The 18,767-nt window shown below is 61.5% G+C and carries 14 protein-coding genes; 5 read left to right on the top strand and 9 right to left on the bottom strand.

From position 1 onward, the window contains the following. Positions 1-1,350 (bottom strand): NADP-specific glutamate dehydrogenase, encoded by a 1,350-nt coding sequence (gene gdhA / locus ACFOZ5_RS12280; protein ID WP_379887703.1) that lies wholly within the window; start codon positions 1,348-1,350, stop codon positions 1-3. Between the two features lie 175 nt (positions 1,351-1,525). Here gdhA and ACFOZ5_RS12275 point away from each other — a divergent pair, with 175 nt between their 5' ends. Continuing rightward, entirely contained in the window at positions 1,526-2,185 is a 660-nt protein-coding gene (locus ACFOZ5_RS12275; RefSeq protein WP_379887701.1) for an energy-coupling factor ABC transporter permease, read from the top strand. On the opposite strand, the gene ACFOZ5_RS12270 is transcribed toward ACFOZ5_RS12275, so the two are convergent. Continuing rightward, entirely contained in the window at positions 2,150-3,913 is a 1,764-nt protein-coding gene (locus ACFOZ5_RS12270) for a putative bifunctional diguanylate cyclase/phosphodiesterase (protein ID WP_379887700.1), read from the bottom strand. The genes ACFOZ5_RS12275 and ACFOZ5_RS12270 overlap by 36 nt on opposite strands. Positions 3,914-4,056: 143 nt before the next feature. On the opposite strand from ACFOZ5_RS12270, the gene ACFOZ5_RS12265 reads away from it, so the two are divergent. Further along, positions 4,057-5,109, top strand: a complete 1,053-nt coding sequence (locus tag ACFOZ5_RS12265; RefSeq protein WP_379887698.1) for an NAD(P)-dependent alcohol dehydrogenase — start codon at positions 4,057-4,059, stop codon at positions 5,107-5,109. Between the two features lie 4 nt (positions 5,110-5,113). On the opposite strand, the gene ACFOZ5_RS12260 is transcribed toward ACFOZ5_RS12265, so the two are convergent. The 3 genes from ACFOZ5_RS12260 to ACFOZ5_RS12250 form a co-directional block, all read right to left on the bottom strand. After that, complete coding sequence (locus tag ACFOZ5_RS12260; protein WP_379887697.1) at positions 5,114-5,644, bottom strand: response regulator transcription factor; 531 nt, start codon at positions 5,642-5,644, stop codon at positions 5,114-5,116. Continuing rightward, positions 5,637-6,893 (bottom strand): sensor histidine kinase, encoded by a 1,257-nt coding sequence (locus ACFOZ5_RS12255; protein ID WP_379887694.1) that lies wholly within the window; start codon positions 6,891-6,893, stop codon positions 5,637-5,639. Before ACFOZ5_RS12255 ends, ACFOZ5_RS12260 begins: the two co-directional genes overlap by 8 nt. A gap of 508 nt (positions 6,894-7,401) precedes the next feature. Then, complete coding sequence (locus ACFOZ5_RS12250) at positions 7,402-7,833, bottom strand: potassium channel family protein (protein ID WP_379887791.1); 432 nt, start codon at positions 7,831-7,833, stop codon at positions 7,402-7,404. Between the two features lie 147 nt (positions 7,834-7,980). Here ACFOZ5_RS12250 and ACFOZ5_RS12245 point away from each other — a divergent pair, with 147 nt between their 5' ends. The 3 genes from ACFOZ5_RS12245 to ACFOZ5_RS12235 are packed head-to-tail and all read left to right on the top strand — an operon-like array spanning position 7,981 to position 13,093. After that, positions 7,981-9,222, top strand: a complete 1,242-nt coding sequence (locus ACFOZ5_RS12245) for an efflux RND transporter periplasmic adaptor subunit (protein ID WP_379887692.1) — start codon at positions 7,981-7,983, stop codon at positions 9,220-9,222. Continuing rightward, positions 9,219-12,338 (top strand): efflux RND transporter permease subunit, encoded by a 3,120-nt coding sequence (locus tag ACFOZ5_RS12240; RefSeq protein ID WP_379887690.1) that lies wholly within the window; start codon positions 9,219-9,221, stop codon positions 12,336-12,338. The genes ACFOZ5_RS12245 and ACFOZ5_RS12240 overlap by 4 nt, the downstream gene beginning before the upstream one ends. Positions 12,339-12,343: 5 nt before the next feature. Beyond that, on the top strand, positions 12,344-13,093 hold the full coding sequence (locus ACFOZ5_RS12235; RefSeq protein WP_379887790.1) for a ParA family protein: 750 nt from the start codon (positions 12,344-12,346) through the stop codon (positions 13,091-13,093). 7 nt (positions 13,094-13,100) lie between these two features. On the opposite strand, the gene ACFOZ5_RS12230 is transcribed toward ACFOZ5_RS12235, so the two are convergent. The 4 genes from ACFOZ5_RS12230 to ACFOZ5_RS12215 all read right to left on the bottom strand — a co-directional run bounded on the left by ACFOZ5_RS12230 (position 13,101) and on the right by ACFOZ5_RS12215 (position 18,736). Beyond that, positions 13,101-14,162 carry a GGDEF domain-containing protein gene (locus ACFOZ5_RS12230; protein ID WP_379887688.1) on the bottom strand — a complete coding sequence of 354 codons (1,062 nt, stop codon included), beginning with the start codon at positions 14,160-14,162 and terminating at the stop codon, positions 13,101-13,103. A 77-nt stretch (positions 14,163-14,239) separates the two neighbouring features. Then, positions 14,240-15,385 (bottom strand): AI-2E family transporter, encoded by a 1,146-nt coding sequence (locus tag ACFOZ5_RS12225; RefSeq protein WP_379887686.1) that lies wholly within the window; start codon positions 15,383-15,385, stop codon positions 14,240-14,242. A gap of 144 nt (positions 15,386-15,529) precedes the next feature. Further along, the gene (locus tag ACFOZ5_RS12220) at positions 15,530-16,714 is read right to left on the bottom strand and encodes an acetyl-CoA C-acyltransferase (protein ID WP_379887684.1); all 1,185 of its coding nucleotides are present in this window, start codon (positions 16,712-16,714) and stop codon (positions 15,530-15,532) included. A 219-nt stretch (positions 16,715-16,933) separates the two neighbouring features. Beyond that, positions 16,934-18,736 carry an acyl-CoA dehydrogenase gene (locus ACFOZ5_RS12215; protein WP_379887788.1) on the bottom strand — a complete coding sequence of 601 codons (1,803 nt, stop codon included), beginning with the start codon at positions 18,734-18,736 and terminating at the stop codon, positions 16,934-16,936. Positions 18,737-18,767 lie beyond the last annotated feature (31 nt).

Below are 18,767 nucleotides of genomic sequence, written 5' to 3'. Positions count from 1 at the left end.
TCAGATCAGGCCCATGGCATCCATGGCCCGGGCCACCTTGATGAATCCGGTAATGTTCGCACCCAGAACATAGTTGTCCGGGGCGTCGAATTCTCCGGCGGTTTCATAGCAGCTCTTGTGAATGTTGATCATGATCTCCTCCAGGCGCTTCTCAGTGTAGTCGAAGCTCCAGGTATCGCGACTGGCGTTCTGCTGCATTTCCAGGGCGCTGGTGGCCACGCCGCCGGCATTGGCGGCCTTGCCGGGACCGTAGCACAGTTTTGCTTCCTGGAAGATCTGTACGCCTTCCGGGGTAGTCGGCATGTTGGCGCCTTCCGCTACAGCAATGCAGCCGTTCTCTACCAGAGTCCTGGCATCGGAGCCATTGAGCTCGTTCTGGGTCGCACAGGGCAGGGCCACATCGCAGGGTACGGTCCAGATATTGCCGTCTTCCACATATCTGGCATGCTTGTGGACGTCGGCGTAGGCACTGATGCGGCGGCGCTCCACCTCCTTAATGCGTTTGACGGTATCCAGGTCAATGCCCTTCTCGTCAACGATGATGCCACCGGAGTCGGAACAGGCAATAACCTTCGCGCCCAATTGGTGGGCCTTTTCGATGGCATAGATGGCCACGTTACCAGAGCCGGAGACCACCACCGTCTTGCCATCCAGGGAATCCCCTTTGGCCTTGAGCATCTCCTGGGTAAAAAACACGGTACCGTAGCCAGTGGCCTCGGTGCGGGCACGGCTGCCGCCCCAGTCCAGGCCCTTGCCGGTGAGAACGCCGGACTCGTAGCGGTTGGTGATACGCTTGTACTGGCCAAACAGGTAGCCGATTTCGCGGCCGCCCACACCGATGTCGCCGGCGGGTACGTCAGTGTATTCGCCCAGGTGGCGGTACAGTTCGGTCATCAGGCTCTGGCAGAAACGCATGATCTCATCGTCAGAGCGGCCCTTGGGGTTGAAGTCGCTACCACCCTTGCCACCGCCGATGGGCAGGCCGGTGAGGGCGTTCTTGAAGATCTGCTCGAAGCCCAGGAACTTGATGATGCCCAGGTACACTGATGGATGAAAACGCATGCCACCCTTGTAGGGACCCAGGGCGCTGTTGAATTCGACACGGAATGCCCGGTTGATATGGATTTCGCCCTTGTCGTCCTGCCAGGGAACGCGGAAGATAATCTGGCGTTCAGGTTCGCAGATGCGCTGTATGATCTTTTTCTCCGCGAACTCCGGATACTTCACCAATACTGGTCCGAGGGTCTCCAGTACTTCATGGACGGCCTGGTGGAACTCGGCTTCGCCGGGGTTCCGGTGCAGGACGTCCTGGAAAATGGGTTCAAGCTTTTCGTCTAGGCGTGCCGCCATGTATGTCTCCTGATGGACCTGGATTGTGGGTGATGATTGTGGGAACTGACAATTGCACCATCATAGGGCGGGCCACGCAATCTGTTGTTGATCAAAGTCAGGTGCGAATTCACTCTGATGGGAAGTCGTGGCAGTCAATGTCAGGCTACTGTCGGGAATCAATCGGGGTCTTGATATGGGGCTGACCAACGACCTGTTTCCGGGTTGGTTGCTGTTGCTGACGGGGCTGCTGTTCGCAGGCATCCTGTTGCGGGCAGTTCGTCAGACAGACTGGCAGTGGCTGCGCTCCCAGCAGCGGCTGCAGCACTGCCTGTTCGGCGCAGCGGTGGTGCTGGGGTTTCTCTGGCAACTCCGGGCCGGTCTTTCCCCGGGGCTCAGTATTCATATTTTCGGGATGACCGCGGTCACCCTGATGCTGGGGTGGCCGCTGGCGGTATTCAGTGGTCTGATGGCGCTGATGATCGTCGTCATTACCGGCCGGGAGCCGCTGTCGCTGTTTGCCGTCAACGGTCTGATCACGGTGATGGTGCCGGCCCTGGTGACCCACGGCATCATGCGCTGGGAGCGCTGGGTGAACTTCCGCAACTTCTTCGCCTACATTTTCTTCTGCGGTTTCTTTGGCGCCGGGGCCTCGGTGGCGGCAGCGGGCCTGGTCATGGTGGCATTGCTCTGGCTGACCGGCGTCTATGACTGGTACCACCTGGTGCACGATTATCTGCGTTACCTGCCGCTCTTTATCCTGCCCGAAGGCTTTGTTAACGGCACAGTGATTACCGGCCTGATGGTGTTCCATCCGGAACTACTGACCACCCTGGACGAACGGCGGTACCGGTAACCGGTGGTGGTCCTGCCATTGCCGCACCCAGTTGCAGACCTCCCCGGCGGGCATGGGGCGTGCCACGCCAAAGCCCTGGATCAGGTCACAGCCCAGGGTAGTGAGGGCTTCCGCGTGGCGTTGCGTCTCCACGCCTTCGGCCAGCACGGTGCGGTTAAAGCGCTGGGCCATGTAGATGACGCTCTCGACAATGGCCCGGTCACTCTCGTTTTCCAGCATGCTCAAGATAAAGCTCCGATCGATCTTGATGATGTCTACCGCCAGGCTGCGGAAGTAGCTAAGGGATGAGAACCCGGTACCGAAATCATCGAGAGCCACCTTGATGCCCAGTTGCCGGCATTCGTCGATCACCTGGCTTGCCTGGTGCATGTCGTCCAGCGCGGTGGACTCGAGAATTTCCACCGTGATCAGCGCCGGGTCCAGGTCGTCGTGATCGTCCAGATAACGCCGCAGGAAGCTGGCGAACCCCGGAGCGAGCAAGTGGGCGGCGCTGATGTTGATGCTGACTCCCAGGGGGTAGCCGTCCCGGAGCCATGCCCTCTGCTGTGCGAGGGCATGACGGAGTACCCACTGGCCGAAACGCTCCTCCAGGTGACTGCCTTCGAGGTAGGGCAGAAAGCGTCCCGGTGAAAGCAGACCGAGCTGCGGATGGCGCCAGCGGACCAGGGCTTCCATCCCCACCACGGCACCTTCGGTGAGGGACACCTGGGGCTGGAAGTGAAGTTCGAACTCGTCCTGTCGCAGGGCGCGGGTCAGATCGGTTAACTGCTGTCTGCGTTGCTGGACGTGTTCGTCCAGGGTCGGGTCGAAAAAGTGAAAGTTGTTGCGGCCTTTTTCCTTGGCGGAGTACATGGCCTGATCGGCATGACGTATCAGTCGTTCCGCACTCGAGGCGTCCTGGGGGTAGACCGTGATCCCCATGCTGGCCGTTATGCTGGCGTTGGCTGGGCCCACCGACAGGGATTGGCGTACGGCGTTGAGAATGCGCTGGTAGACCCGGTCATCCTCCACGTTGCGGAGCAACAACACGAACTCGTCGCCCCCAACCCGCGCGACGGTGTCATCGCTGCGGATTGCCAGGCGCAACTTGTCAGCAATGGTGGCCAGGGTGCGGTCCCCCAGGCTCTGACCAAGCTGGTCGTTGATGGTCTTGAAGCCATCCAGGTCCAGGTAGCAGACCGCCATGGGCTGGTGATTGAGGTCGGTGTGTTCCATTTCCCGCTCCAGCCGGGAGATCAGCAGTTGCCGGTTGGGCAGCCCGGTGAGCGCATCGTAATTGGCGGCTCGTTCCAGCTCCTCCGCGTGGTTTTTCAGGGCGGTGATATCGGAGAAGGTGGCGACGTGGTACCACTCGCCCGGCTGGTCCAGATGGACGCGGGTTATGGTGAGGAATTCGGCGTATTCCTGTCCGTTGCGGCGACGGTTCCAGATTTCGCCGCGCCAGAAGTTCTGCTCATTGATAGCCCGCCACATGGCACGGTAGAACTCAGGGCCCTGCCGGCCGGAGCTGAGCATGCCGGGGTCTCGACCCAGGGCCTGCTCCCGCGTATAACCGGTAATGCGGGTGAACGCCGGGTTGACGTCCATAATCGTATTGGCGTGGTCGGTAATCACGATGGCATCGTGACTGCGCTCGAACACGATGGACGCAATTTTCAGTCGTCGTTCCAGGTCCGTTTTCCGGTCGCTGTCCGGGGTGTTCTGGTGCTCAACGGGGTTGTCGTCCATACTCGATGCCGGGGTTCAGTGGGTGAAACGAAAAGCTGCCCTGCGATCAGTATTGACATCCATGCCCAATTGGATAGTTTGCTGATTATCGTCAATATCCATGACAAAAACCATGCATTTCAGAGAAGTGAGGCAGATTAGCCATGTCAGAAGTAAAGGGTTATGCAGCTTCCTCGGAGCTTTCCGGGCTGGCGCCGTTCAGCTTCCGTCGTCGCGATCCCCGCGCCGACGATGTTTCCATCGAGATTGAATACTGCGGCGTTTGTCATACCGACATTCACTTCGCCGAGAACGACTGGGGTCGCACCCGGTACCCGGTGGTTCCGGGGCACGAGATTATCGGCCGGGTGACGGATGTTGGTCATGATGTAAGTCAATTCCGTGTCGGAGATCGGGTCGGTGTTGGTTGCATGGTGGATGCCTGTCGCCAGTGCCCGTCCTGTGAGCAGGGGCTCGAACAATATTGCCGTGAAGGCATGACCCCCACCTACAATGGTGACGACCGCATCGACGGCCTGCGCACCTACGGTGGCTATTCCGAACGCATCGTGGTCAGCGAGCGTTTCGTGGTGCGGGTGCCGGACAAGCTGGATCCGGCCGCCGCCGCGCCCCTTCTGTGCGCGGGTATTACCACCTATTCGCCCCTGAAACATTTCGGGGTGGGCAAGGGCCACAAGGTCGGGGTTCTGGGCATGGGCGGCCTGGGCCATATGGGCGTCAAGTTTGCCCGGGCGCTGGGCGCCGAGGTCACCATCTTCACCCGATCCGAAGCCAAGGTGGCGGAGGCCCGCAAGCAGGGGGCGGACCACGTGATCATCTCCACCGACCCGGACCAGATGGCAGCGGCTGCCGAGAGCTTCGATTTCCTGCTGGACACCATCCCGGTGCAGCACGATCTGAACCCCTACCTGGGCACCCTGAAAGTGGCCGGCACCCATATCCTGGTGGGTATGATCGAGCCTATCGAACCGGCGGTACATTCCCGTAACCTGATCGGCAAGCGCCGCGTCCTTACCGGGTCACTGATCGGCGGTATGCCGGAAACCCAGGAGGTGCTGGATTTCTGTGCCGAGCACGATATCGAATGCGATATCGAAATGCTCGACATCAGTAACATCAACGAGGCCTACAAACGCATGAAAAAGGGTGACGTCAAATACCGCTTCGTGATTGACATGCAGTCATTGAAGGGGTGAGTTTTCACTCCCGCCAGCGGGAGTGCTTGCCCAGTTTGCGTTGCAGGGTCCGGCGGTGCATGTTCAGGGCGCGGGCGGTGGCGGAGATGTTGCCGTCGTGCTCGGCCAGCACCCGCTGGATATGCTCCCACTCCAGCTCTTCCACGGAGGGTGGCTGGGTGCGAAGTTCCGGCCTGTGCAGGTCCGGTTCGAAGCCCTCGATAATCTGATCGGCTGTTACCGGCTTGCACAGGTAGTTCACCGCTCCCTGTCGCATGGCTTGCACCGCTGTGGCGATGCTGCCGTAACCGGTTAGAATCAGCACCTCCATATCCGGCCGCCGGGCCAGCAGTTCCGGGAGTAACAACAGCCCACTCTCGCCAGCCAGGTTCAGATCCAGTACACATCGCGTCGCAGTGCCGCTGGACGCCAGCTCCATGGCCCGGGCCGGATCATGGGCCACCTCGGTATGGATGCCCCGACGCCCCAGTGAACGGGCCAGGGTGTTGGCGAAGGTCTCGTCATCGTCAATCAACAGCCAGCTGGGTTCAGTCATGATGTCGCTCCTGAGAGGCACGAGGGAGGTCGATGGTCATGGTGGTGCCCCGGTTCGGCCCATCATTACGGGATTCAGCACTGAGCTGGCCACCGAGGCGCTGAATGGTGGCATTGGACAGGAACAGCCCCACACCGAGACCCTGGTCGGAGGGAACCGGTTGCTGGCCGGGGAGGGTATCGCCGATACCATTGCCCTGGTCGATGATCTTTAACCGGGCCCGGTTCTGCTCCGTATCCGCGGCAATCGTGACACCTTGCGGACTGGCCCGGAGGGCATTGGCCAGCAGGTTGAGAACCGCCTGATCCAGGGTGGCGTCCACCTGAACATCCACCGCTGGCGGGGGCGAGGGCCAGACAATCGGCGCATTCGGCCACAGTAGCGTGGCGGATTCCCGAAGTCGGTGCAGCCACCGGTCCAGTGAGATCTGCTCGGTGGCTGCCTCACGACACTGGACCGCCGCCTCGGTCATGGTCCGCAACTGGCTCTGGCAGATTCCGATTTGCTGTTCCAGCAGCACCAGATCACCACGGAATGCTGCCGCGCCGGGCTCGTGCTTCAGGTCGTCCACCACCAGGGTCATGGTGTTCAGCGGCGTACCCAGACGGTGGGCCACATTGGCGGCGGACAACCCCAGTGCAATCACCTGCTCATCCCGCAGTCGGTCCTCTCGGTTACTGGCCAGTGCCTGCTGCTGCTCCCTCAGTCGGACCGCCAGTGACCCCACTACCACCAGCATGATTGCCGCGGTGAGCGCAAAGGTTCCCCACATGCCCATCAGGTGCAAATGGACATAGTCAGCCCGAGAGAGGCCTTCCGGCGGTGGCGTGGGGAACAGGATCAGCAGGGTGTAGGTGGCAATTGCCAGCAGGGTGACGAAGACGTTCTGTTTCAGGGGAATCAGCACCAGTCCTGTCGCCAGGGGCAGCAACAGCAGCGACACCAGGGGGTTGGTAAAGCTTCCGGTCAGCGCCAGCCAGATGCCGAGAGCCACCAGGTCGGCGCCCAGGGAGAAGGTAACCGGCAGTGCCCGTTGGGGCGGGTAACGGGTCAGCCATAACCAGCTTGCGGCGGCGAACAGGGCGTGGCTCAGGGTGACCAGCAGTGGTGCCGGCCCGGTCATGGGCGGTGCCAGATACGACAGTGCCGCCAGTGCCAGCCACTCCATGCTGACAATGGACAGTCGCATCAGCAGGAGGTAGCGGGCCGCCTGGCGAAATCCGGCCTGGGAAACGGTGTGTAATTTCATCGAGTGATTATAGAGCCATCAGAGGCTGGCATTGGCGCGACATTCTGTCCCATTCCCTCCGTTGTGACCATGGGTACACTGAGGTTTCTGGCGGTTGCCTGCTCTGGTGTCCCGTGCGGTTAATTCGCTGGCCTACTGCGTGACGCTGGGGCCTCTGGCCAAGGCGCCAGTCCGCAGGTGTGGTGGTTCCACATCAAGGGCTGGCAACACCGGCCAGAGGCCCCAGCGTCGCGCCCTCCGGGAGCCACTGAGAGCCTTGATAGCTGTGTTGCGCTGACTCGATTTGGAACCACCAAACCTTCGCCACCGCGCCTTGCTCTCAAGGCTCTCAGTGGCTCAGTAGGTCAGCGAATTAACCGCACGGGACACTAGCCAGCAGGCATCCTTTCAGTCCCCGGGGGATTTTCTCCCGGGGCCTTTTTATGACCGGCGTCAAACCCTCCCCGCTTGAGCTGGCAGAATCCTGATTTCCGCGGTGCCCTTTGGTATTGTCCCTTATGGCAATGCACTACCGTGTTGGCCAGTAGCGCTGCATCTCAACGAACAGGAATGACGCGCTCCAGGTAATCAACACCAGCCCGGTCAGGGCCTCGAGACCGGTCAGGTATCGCAGAACGCCCAGGGGTTCGATATCGCCATACCCCAGGGTGGTGAAAGTGGTGTACGAAAAGTAGATGGCGTCAATGAATTCGCCGCTGAAGTTCCCGGCCAGCTCCCCCCAACCGTCGGTGTGGTGCATGAAGTAAAAAGCGCTGGCGAAGAGCCAGACTTCGATGGTATGGGCTACCAGGATGCCGAATACCGCCACAATCAGCCGGAAGTGATGGCTGTGGCTGTGGGACATACGACCCAGCCAGCCGCTCAGGCGGATCAGGCTTTCATGGTGTATAAGTACCGCCACAATAATCACCAGGGTGTTCAGCAGGGTGACATTCAGCAGGCTGGTATGTTCGCCAATATCCAACGTATACCGCTCCGGGCCTTCTGGTTACGAGGAAGTTGTACCGATGAATCATGATAATGCTTTGGCAGGACCTTTGTCTGGTAATCCGCCGAATCCTTTCGCTAATAGTGAGGTCGCCCCATCATGACCAGGCGCCTGATACCCATTGTGATCATTATTGCGGGGCTGCTGGTTTTTCAGGTGCTTCGCATGACCCGCCCGGAGCCCGAGCCCGTTGGCCAGACCGAACGGGCCTGGCCGGTACAGGTGATGTCGGTGGCGCCCGCTTCACTGCGGCCCGCATTGCCGGTCTATGGCGAGGTGACCGCGCCGGACCTGATGACCGTGACCGCATCGGTGTCTGGCCAGGTGTCGGAACGGCCGGTGGGGGAAGGTGAGGCAGTCAATGAAGGTGACCTGCTGGTGGCCATGGCGCCGGCGGATGTGCAGCCGCCACTGCGGCAGGCGCAGGCGGAAGTGGCCGATCTCGCGGCCCAGATCCGCAGTGAACAGATCCGTGCGCAAACCGACCGCAAGGCCCTTGCCCGGGAGCAGGCAGTGCGGGACAGCGCCCGGCGACAGCTGGAACGCACTCGCTCCCTTCAGGGCAGCAACCTGACTTCACAGCGGGACGTGGATAACGCCCGGGATGCCCTCGAACAGGCCGAACTGGCAGTCACCCTGCGAGAGCAGAATATTGCCGGGCACCCGGCGACCCTGGCCAGCCTGGAAGCCCGCCTTCAGCGTGCCGAGGCCGCCCTGGCCGCCGCCCGCCGTGATGCCGAAAGGGCCACTGCCACGGCCCCGTTCCCGGGCATCGTGGCGCGGGTGGAGGTGGCACGAGGTGACCGGGTTACCGCGGGCTCGCCATTGCTGTCGCTTTACCGGCCCGATGCCATGGAAATCCGTGCCCGTATCCCGTCCGCCTTTGCCCGGGACCTGGACGCTGAACTGGACAGGGGCAGAGCCGTGGAAGCCGTATCCGAGGACCGTCGATATCAATTCAGGCTGGTGCGGTTTGCCGGTGAGAGCGACCCCCGGGGGCCGTTGGGCATTTTCCGCCTGCAGGGTGACAGCTCCGGGCTGAGGCCCGGGGAGCTGGTGCCGCTGGTGGTGTTCCGGCCCCCGCTGGAGAATGTTGTTGCCGTGCCCTACAGCGCCCTGTATGGCAGTGACGATCTGTACGTAATGACAGATGAGCAGCGCATGCATCGGGTGCCGGTTGAGCGCGTCGGCCAGGTGTTGGTTGAGGATGGGCACTACGACGCGCTGGTGCGGAGTGACCGGTTGAACGAAGGGGTCCGGATCATCACCACCCACCTGCCCAATGCCATCGAAGGCCTGAAGGTTTCGGTGGCCAAGGCCCCGGAGGCCCTGGCTGAATGAGTGACCGCCAGAGGGGGATCATCGGGTTCTTTGTGCATCACCGGGTGGCTGCCCATCTGGTGATGATCATGATGTTGCTGGCCGGCGCCCTGGGGCTGAGCCGGATGAATATCCAGTTCTTTCCAAGCTTTGAGCTGGATGTGGTCAGTGTCCAGGTGGTGTGGAGCGGTGCGGCTGCGGAAGACGTGGAGCAGGGCATTACCGACCCCCTGGAGCAGCGCTTTCGCAGCATCAATGGTCTCAAGAAGATGACCTCCACCTCCGCCCAGGGGGTGGCCAGTATCACCCTGGAATTCCGTGAAGGCACCGAGCCCATCCAGGCGGTGGACGACGTGCGTCAGCAGGTGGAGGAATTCAGAAACCTGCCGGCGGATGCGGAGACGCCCCGGGTGACCCGTATCGGTCGCTATGAGCCCGTGGCCCGCCTGCTCATCCATGGCGACCTGGCCGCCGATGAGCTGCGCCGGCTTGCCTATCGCTATGAGGATGAACTGCTGCGGGCCGGCATCGACCGGGTGGAGATCCGCGGCATGCCCGAACTGCAGATGAGTATTGATGTGCCGGCGGAACGCTTGCAGGCGCTGGGCCTGTCGCTGGAAGATATTGCCGACCGGGTACAGGCAATGTCCCGGGACCTGCCTGCCGGTCTGCTGGGGCAGCAGGATTCCACGAGGGAATTGCGGGCGACGGGACAGGGTCGTTCTGAAGAGGATTTCGCCGAACTGTCGGTGATTGCGGACAACCGTGAACGTATCCGCCTGGGGGATATAGCCATCATCCGGCAGGAAGCCCGGGATGGCCAGGTGACCCTCACCCGGGATGGCATGCCGGCGGTGGAGTTGCGATTGCTGAGGGCGGAACAGGGCCACTCGCTGCGGGCCGCCGAGGTGCTGGAAAACTGGCTCGATAAAACCCGGCCCACGCTGCCGTCCACCGTGGAACTGGAGGTATACGACGAAACCTGGAGCCTGATCGACCAGCGTATTTCGCTGCTGATCAGCAATGGCCTGGGTGGCCTGGTGCTGGTGCTGGTGCTGCTGTACCTGTTCCTGCCCGGGCGGGTGGCGTTCTGGGTAGCGGTGGGCATTCCCACGGCCTTCCTTGGGGCACTGGGCGTGCTCTGGCTGTATGGGGGCTCCATCAACATGATCTCCCTGTTCGCGCTGATCATGGCGCTGGGGGTGATTGTTGACGATGCCATTGTGGTGGGGGAGGACGCCGATGCCCACGCCCGCATGGGTGAGGACTCGCTCTATGCCTCCGAGGGAGCGGCGAAGCGTATGGTCTGGCCCGTAGTGGCCTCGTCACTGACCACGGTGGCGGCCTTTATGCCATTGCTGGTGGTGAGTGGCGTGATCGGCAATATCCTGGGGGACATTCCCATTGTGATGATCTGCGTGCTGGTGGCCTCGCTACTGGAATGCTTCATCGTGCTGCCGGCCCACCTGCGCCATGCCTTCGAGCCGGGGCGCGGGGATGCGCGATGGCAGAAGCTGGATGGTATCCGGCAGAGGTTTGACCAGGGCTTCGAACGATTCCGGCAGGGCCCCTGTCGGCGTATCTCCCAATGGAGCCTGGCCAACCGGGCGGTGGTGCTGGCAGCGATGTTTGCACTGACCGCAGGCACCTTCGGTCTGTGGAAGGGCGACCGGATCGGCTTTTCCTTCTTTCCGACACCGGAGCCAAGTGTGCTCTATGCCAATGCCAACTTCGTGGCGGGCACTGACCGGGACACCGTCAACCGCTTCCTTGACCATCTGGGGCAGACCCTGAATGCGACGGAAACGGCCCTTGGCGGTGATCTGGTTCTCCATGCCGTCACCAGTCATGGCAGTTCCCAGGCCGGGGATGGTTCGGCCCGTACCGGTGACGATGTGGGTGCCATCATGATTGAACTGGCGGACCCGGACAATCGTGACGTCCGCAACGCCGATTTTGTGCGGGCCTGGCGGGACCGTATCGAGATTCCTGCCGGCATGGAAAACCTGACCATCACCGAGCGGCAGGCAGGCCCGCCCGGGCGTGATGTCAATGTCCGCCTGACCGGGGCTGATACGGTGAACCTGAAGCGGGCAGCGGAGTCCCTGGCGGCGGCCATGCGGTCACTGCCCGGGGTGATGGACGCCGAGGATGACCTGCCGTGGGGGCGGGAGCAGCTGATCTACGAGGTGTCTCCCCGGGGTGAAAGCCTTGGCCTGACCACCCTGGCGGTGGGGAGACAGCTGCGGGCCGCGTTTGATGGTCGTGTGGTGCAGATATACCAGGACAACCGTGACGAGATCGAAGTGCGGGTGCAGCTGCCCCGTGATCAGCGGGAGCGCATTGCCACTCTGTCACAGATCTCGATCCGCCTGCCGGACGGGCGCTTTGTGCCTCTGGAGCAGGTCATCAACCTGACGCCGAGACAGGGCTTCGACGCCCTGCGTCACGCGGACGGCCAGCTGGCGGTGGAGGTGACCGCGCAGCTTGATCCGGCAAAAACCACCGGCGGCGAGGTGCTGGCCTCGCTGGCGAAGGAGACCCTGCCGGCACTGGCTGATAACTGGGGTGTCCGTTACAGCTTTGAAGGTCGTTCCGCAGACCAGCGCCAGACCCTGGGCGACATGAAAATGGGGGCTATTGCCGGCATTGCCCTGATGTACGTGGTGCTGGTGTGGGTGTTCTCATCGTGGAGTACACCGCTGATCGTCATGTCCATTATTCCCTTTGCCCTGATCGGCGCTCTGCTGGGACACTGGCTGATGGGGCTGAATCTCACGGTGCTGTCGCTATTCGGGCTGTTTGGCCTGTCTGGAATTGTGGTGAACAACGCGATCATTCTGGTGTCTTTCTACCAGGCCGAGCGACGTAAGGGGCTGGCGGTGAACGATGCCCTGAGTGAAGCGGTGGTACAACGGGTCAGGGCCGTTATACTGACCTCTCTGACTACCATCGGCGGGCTGCTTCCGCTGATGTTCGAGACGTCCCTGCAGGCTCAGTTCCTGATCCCCATGGCGGCGTCCATCACTTTTGGGCTGGCACTGTCCACGTTCCTGGTGTTGCTGGTCATCCCGGTGCTGTTATCACTGCTTGAGCAATACCACGAACGGAAAGCTGGAAGGAGCATCGAGCCTTGAAGATTGTGGCGTTCCATAACCTGAAAGGGGGCGTTGGCAAAACCGCGGCCGCCTCCAATATTGCGGCCCTGGCGGCGGAAGCGGGTATTCCCACGCTGCTGTGGGATCTGGACCCCCAGGGGGCGGTAAGCTGGTATTTCGGCAACACCGGCTCCAGCGCCCGGGTGCCCAAGGCAGGCAAGCTGGTGAAGGGCAAGACCCCCATCGGCAAGACGATTGTGCCAACGGGCATTGAAAACCTGGACCTGATACCCGCGGATGTCAGCTTTCGCAATATTGACCTGCAGCTGGAAAAGCATGGTGACGACAATACGCTGGCCGACTGGCTGGAGCCGCTGGGGGAGGATTACGCGCTGGTGGTACTGGACTGTCCGCCGTCAATGTCGCGGCTGGCCGAGCAGGTATTTCGGGTGGCTGACCGCGTGCTGGTGCCGCTGGTGCCGACCTGGTTGTCACTGAACAGCTGGCATCAGATGCAGGAGTTCATGGCCGACAAGAAACTCGACCGCAACAAGTTCCACCCTTTCTGGACTATGGTGGACCGCCGCAAGAGCCTGCACCGGCAGCTGGTGGAATCGCCGCCGTCGGAGCTTGGCCAGCTGATGCCGGGTTATATTCCCTATGCCAGCGACGTGGAGCGAATGGGCGAGAAGCGCCAGCCGGTGCACTGGTTTGCCCCGCGCTCATCAGCTGCCATTGCCTATCGCCTGCTGTGGCGCAGCCTCAGTAAAGGGAAACGTTCCCTGAAACTGTAGTGTCCTGTCAGTGGGTCAGTGAAGGGTCCAGACAGGACACGGGAGCGGGCACCACCTGGTTGCGGCCATTGTCCTTGGCTTCATAGAGCCGCTGGTCGGCGGCGGCCAGAAGATCCTGAAGATTGTTGCCATCTACCCCCAGTTCCGCCACACCGACGCTCATGGACAGGGGTATGGGCTGTCCATCTTGCTGCAGGTCGGCGTCTTCCAGTGCCTGGCGAAGATCGTCGGCGACCTGAACGGCGGTATTGATGGACGTGTTCACCAGTATCACGCCAAATTCCTCCCCCCCTAGCCGGCCGGCCAGATCGGTGGCTCGCAACCGTTGTCTGAGCAGATCGGCAAAGAACACCAGGGCGCGGTCGCCCGCCTCATGTCCGAAGCGATCATTCACGCTCTTGAAGTAATCCAGATCCATGACCAGTAGTGACAGCGGCTGTTGTTCCCGGCTGGCACGGCTTTTCTCTCGCTCGAAGAACACCTTGATCCGGGACCGGTTGGGCAGGCCGGTAAGAAAGTCAGTCTGTGCCATTCTCAGCAGCTCAATCTCGCTACGCTCCCGGCTGACTTCGTAGACATGTGAGAACACGGTGATACACGCGGTGAGGATGACCATATTGGCCAGGGAACGCGGATCCATCACCGCGTCACTCACATCGAAGCGATTCAGGAAGATCACCAGCGCCACACCAATAAAGAACAGGGAAATGCCCAGGCCGATGCGGCGGCCAAGCAGCAGGTGGCTCACCAGGGGGATCAATAGCACCCAGCCGAATACCGTTACCGTCGCGGTGGGGGTGGCGATGGCAATCATCATGGCGGTAAAGAACGGGAAGATATAGGCGAGTATCCATCGTTCGAGGTGGTGGGTCTGGCGAACTGCCAGCAACAGGAGCGCGGAGTAAAGGCTCATGCTCCATTCCACAACGGAGAGTGCCAGCGCGCCTTTCGAGGCATTCAGTACGCCAAACAGAATCCCCGCGAGAATGGTGATCCATAGCAGTGCCACCAGCACCGCCTTGCGGTGCGGTCTGGCAAGCTGGGTTAGAGTGTCAGGGTGAGTATCCATACAAGAAACCTGGTCGATGCCAATTCCGCCGTTGGAATTGGATCACAAAAGAAGTGTCGTTTAAATACTCACGCTGATTATTTTCCGAGCAATTCGCCCACGCCCTGCAGATTTTCCACGTGGTCGCACAGGGTTTTGGTCATCATCAGCAGGGGTGTCGCCAGGATGAGCCCTACCGGCCCCCACAGCCAACCCCAGAACAGCAGGCCAATAAAGATCACCACGGCGTTGAGGCTGGACACCCGGGCAGTCAGCCAGGGAGTGAGCAGGTATCCCTGGATACTGGTAATGATCAGGGAGGCACCGGACACCAGAATGGCCATGTCCACGGAGCCGAACTGGATAAAGGCTGCGGCACCGGAGCCTGCGAATACCAGGAACGGGCCCAGATAAGGGATGGCACTGGCAACCCCGGCCATGACGCCCCAGAGCAATGACTGTTCAACGCCTAGCAGGAAAAAGGCCAGCCAGGTGAGTACCCCGACGAATACGGCGCCCAGGAACATGACGAAGATAAAGCGCCGCATCTGGCTGTGGAACTCCTTGAGCATGCGGGCGGCCTTGCGCATACCATGGAATCCCGGGCCGGACAGGCGCACGATCTTGCGCCGGTAAAGGCCGCCGATCGCAAGCACGAAATACACCAGGAACAACACCGAGAACATCTGACTGATCAGTACGATGCCGCCGGAGGCGCGGTTCATCAGGTAATCACGGATGCTGAAGGGCTCTTCCACAATGCGCACCCGGGTGGCTCTGAGCTGGTCTTTTTGTGCGTCGTCGGAACTGGCACTTTGTTCGATTTCCTTGGCCGCCTCCTGGGCCTTTTCCATCAGGCCTTCGGTTCTGGGGGCGCTGGCCTGGTCCCGCTCGAATTGTTGCAATGCGCCGGGAATGCGCTCGAGCATTTTCATGGCTTCACTATGCAAGGGCATAACGGCCAGGGCCAATATCGCCAGCAGGCTGCTCAGCACCAATGCGGCGCTGATGGGGCGGGGCATGAATCGGTCCAGGGTGCCAACCAGAGGGTCCAGGGCGTAACTGATCAGAACCCCGGCCGCCAGTGGCAGCAGTATGGCCTGGGCCCAGTCCAGGAACACAATAAAGCCCATGCCTGCGATGACAATGGGTGCGATGCTGCGAAAATCGATGGGGTTGGCGGCAACTGAGGAACTTCTCTCATTGTCGCCGGAAGGTGGGGTGCTGTCCGGGCGACGGCTCATTCCATCCCTGCTCCGTTGAGTGTTTGATGCCTACATGATGGCAATCAGGTGCTGCCGGGTACAGGAAAGTGGTAATGGATTAATGGTTTGGTAAGAATTGAGGGGTGCCGGTCACCCGTCAAGGGTGACCGGCAGGGTATCGTTTTACAGCACTTCGAACAGACCGGCGGCGCCCATGCCGCCGCCGACACACATGGTGACGACCACATACTTCACACCACGGCGCTTGCCTTCGAGCAGGGCGTGGCCAACCATCCGGGCACCACTCATGCCGTAGGGGTGGCCGATGGAGATGGCGCCGCCATTGACGTTCAGGCGGTCGTTGGGAATGCCCAGCTTGTCGCGGCAGTAGAGTACCTGCACGGCGAAGGCTTCGTTCAGTTCCCACAGGCCGATGTCGTCAATCTTCAGGCCATGCTGCTTGAGCAGCTTGGGGATGGCGTACACCGGGCCGATGCCCATTTCCTCGGGCTTGAGGCCGGCGACTGCCATGCCGCGGTACGCGCCCAGAGGCTCCAGGCCACGCTGCTCGGCCAGTTTGGAGTCCATCAGCACGCAGGCACTGGCGCCGTCGGAGAGCTGGCTGGCGTTGCCGGCGGTGATGCAGCCGCCTTCAATCACCGGGTTGAGTCCGGCCAGGCCTTCGAGCTGTGTGGACGGGCGGTTGCCTTCGTCCTTGTCGAGGGTGGCTTCCTCGTAGGTGACTTCCTTGGTTTCCTTGTTCATCACCGCCTTGGTGGTGGTGACCGGTACGATTTCGTCGTCGAACAGGCCCTTCTCCTGGGCGGCGGCGGTGCGCTGCTGGGACTGCAGGGCGTACTCGTCCTGGACGTCACGGCTGATGCCGTAGACCTTGGCGACGTTCTCGGCGGTTTCCAGCATCGGCATGTAGGCGTGGGGCGCGTGCTTGATCACGGTCTCGTCACGCTCGGCGGCCATCCACTCGAAGTTCTTCTGCTGGACGCGGGAGATGTTCTCATGGCCGGCGCCGATGGCGACGTCCTGGCCGTCGAACATGATCTGCTTGGCGGCGGTGGCGATGGCCATCAGGCCGGAGGCGCATTGGCGGTCCATTGTCATGCCGCTGACGTCCTGGGGCAGGCCGGAGGCCAGTGCCGCCAGGCGACCAAGGTTCATGCCGGCGGTGCCGGCGGGCATGGCGGTGCCCATCACCAGGTCTTCGATTTCCGCCGGGTCGACCTTGGCGCGCTCAACGGCGGCCTTGATGGCGAAGGAGGCCATGGTGGGGGGTTTGGTGTTGTTGAACAGGCCCTTGAACGCCTTGCCGATGGGCGTGCGGGCAGTGGATACGATGACGGCTTCTCTCATGATTTGCTTCCTCTTGATGATTTTGGCGATCGAGGTTCGGGTTCCGAGCTAGGCAAGCAGGCGGGTATGACTTTCCGGGACACGCCGTGAATCCATCCCTGGAGGCTCTTCAAAAACGTCCCTGTTTTTGAAGGTCCCGGAAAGTCATCCCCGCCTGCTCGCTTCAGCTTTTCGGGTAACCGCCTGGAAACTGACAGCCCCTGCGTTGGCAGAGAAAACTCAGAACCAGTCGTTCTGCATATCCAGATTGTCCCGGTTACCGGCGCTCAGCAGGCGGGCGTAGCCTTCCAGCGGCGCCAGTTCCCAGTCCATGAAGTAACGGGCGGTGTGAATCTTACCACGGTAGAAAGCGTCTTCGGTGCCCGAAGCGCCGTTGGCCAGGGCCTGTTCAGCGGCCATGGCCTGTTTCAGCCAGATCCAGCCCACCAGTACCTTGCCGAACAGGTCCAGGTACATGGTGGCATTGGACAGGCCATGATCCGGATCGTTCGCCAGCTGTTCCTGCAGGTCTGTGGTGGTTGTCCTGAGTACCTCCAGTGCGCTGCGTAGTTGGCTGGCCAGCGGTCCGCTGGTGTCCATGGCGGCGGCTTCATCCAGGGTTGCTACGATACGGCGCTGGAATTCGGCGTAGCCGTCGCCGCCTTTCGGGCCCAGTTTGCGGCCCAGCAGGTCGATGCCCTGGATGCCCTCTGTGCCTTCGTGGATCGGGTTGAGGCGGTTGTCCCGGTAGAGCTGTTCCAGCGGGTAGTCACGGGTATAGCCGGCGCCGCCGAGAACCTGGATGCCCAGGTCGGAGGCGACGACACCGTATTTTGACGGCCAGGATTTCACCATGGGGGTGATCAGATCCAACAGTTCGGCGGCGGCCTTGCGGTCGCTGGCTTCCGGTGCGGTGTTGGCGTCTTCCACCAGGGTGCTGGCGTAGAGGCACAGGGCCAGGCTGCCTTCCGCGTAGGCTTTCTGCATCAGCAGCATGCGGCGTACATCCGCGTGCTGCACGATTTTCACCTGGGGCGACTCCGGGTGCTTGTTGCTGACCGGGCGGCCCTGGGGCCGGTCGCGGGCGTAGTCGAGGGCTTCCAGATAGCTCTGGTAGCCCATGGCGGCAGCGCCCAGGCCAACGCCGATGCGGGCCTCGTTCATCATCTGGAACATGTAGCCCAGGCCCTTGTTGGCCTCGCCCACCAGATAGCCGACCGCGCCGTCCTTCTCACCAAAGTTGAGGACAGTGGAGGTGGTGTTGCGGTAGCCCATCTTGTGCAGCAGGCCGGCCAGGGCAACGTCGTTACGCTCGCCCCGGGTGCCATCGTCGTTGACATGGAACTTGGGCACCAGGAACAGGGAGATGCCCCGCACGCCGGCAGGGGCACCCTCGATACGGGCCAGTACCATATGCACGATGTTTTCGGTCAGCTCGTGGTCACCGCCGGAGATGTACATCTTGTTGCCGAACAGACGGTAGCTGCCGTCCTCTGCCGGTTTCGCCTGGGTGCGCAGGTCACCCAGCGCCGAGCCCTGGCCAGGTTCGGTCAGGGCCATGGTGCCACTGTAGCGGCCGTCGAGCATGGCCGGCAGGTATTTGTCCTTCAGTTCCTCGCGGCCAAAGCTCTTGAGCAGGTTGGCGGCGCCGATGGTGAGGAAGGAGTAGGCGGTGCTGGAGACGTTGGCGGCGTTGAAATACGCCATGCTGGCTCGCAGCACCACTTCCGGCAGCTGTGAGCCGCCGTCATCGAAATCGTGATGGGACGCCAGGAAACCAGCTTCGGCAAAGGCATTCCAGGCCGGCTGGGTTTCCGGTATCAGGGTGACCTTTTCGCCGTCGAACGTGGGCTCGTTGGCGTCGCCCTTCTGGTTATGGGGAGCAAAGTACTCGGCGGCAATATCCCGTGCAGTGTTCAGGGTGGCGTCGAATATGGCCCGGTCGTGTTCCGCGTAGCGGGGGCGTTCCAGCAGGCCTTCGGTGTTCAGGACTTCATAGAGGTTGAATTGCAGGTCGCGATCGTTAAGCAGGGTTGCCATTATTGATGGTTTCCGGGGGTCGTAATGGCCCGGG

The organism is Marinobacter lacisalsi, assembly GCF_042651045.1.
GTDB lineage: Bacteria > Pseudomonadota > Gammaproteobacteria > Pseudomonadales > Oleiphilaceae > Marinobacter > Marinobacter lacisalsi.
This window is presented reverse-complemented; position numbering and strand designations above follow the sequence as displayed.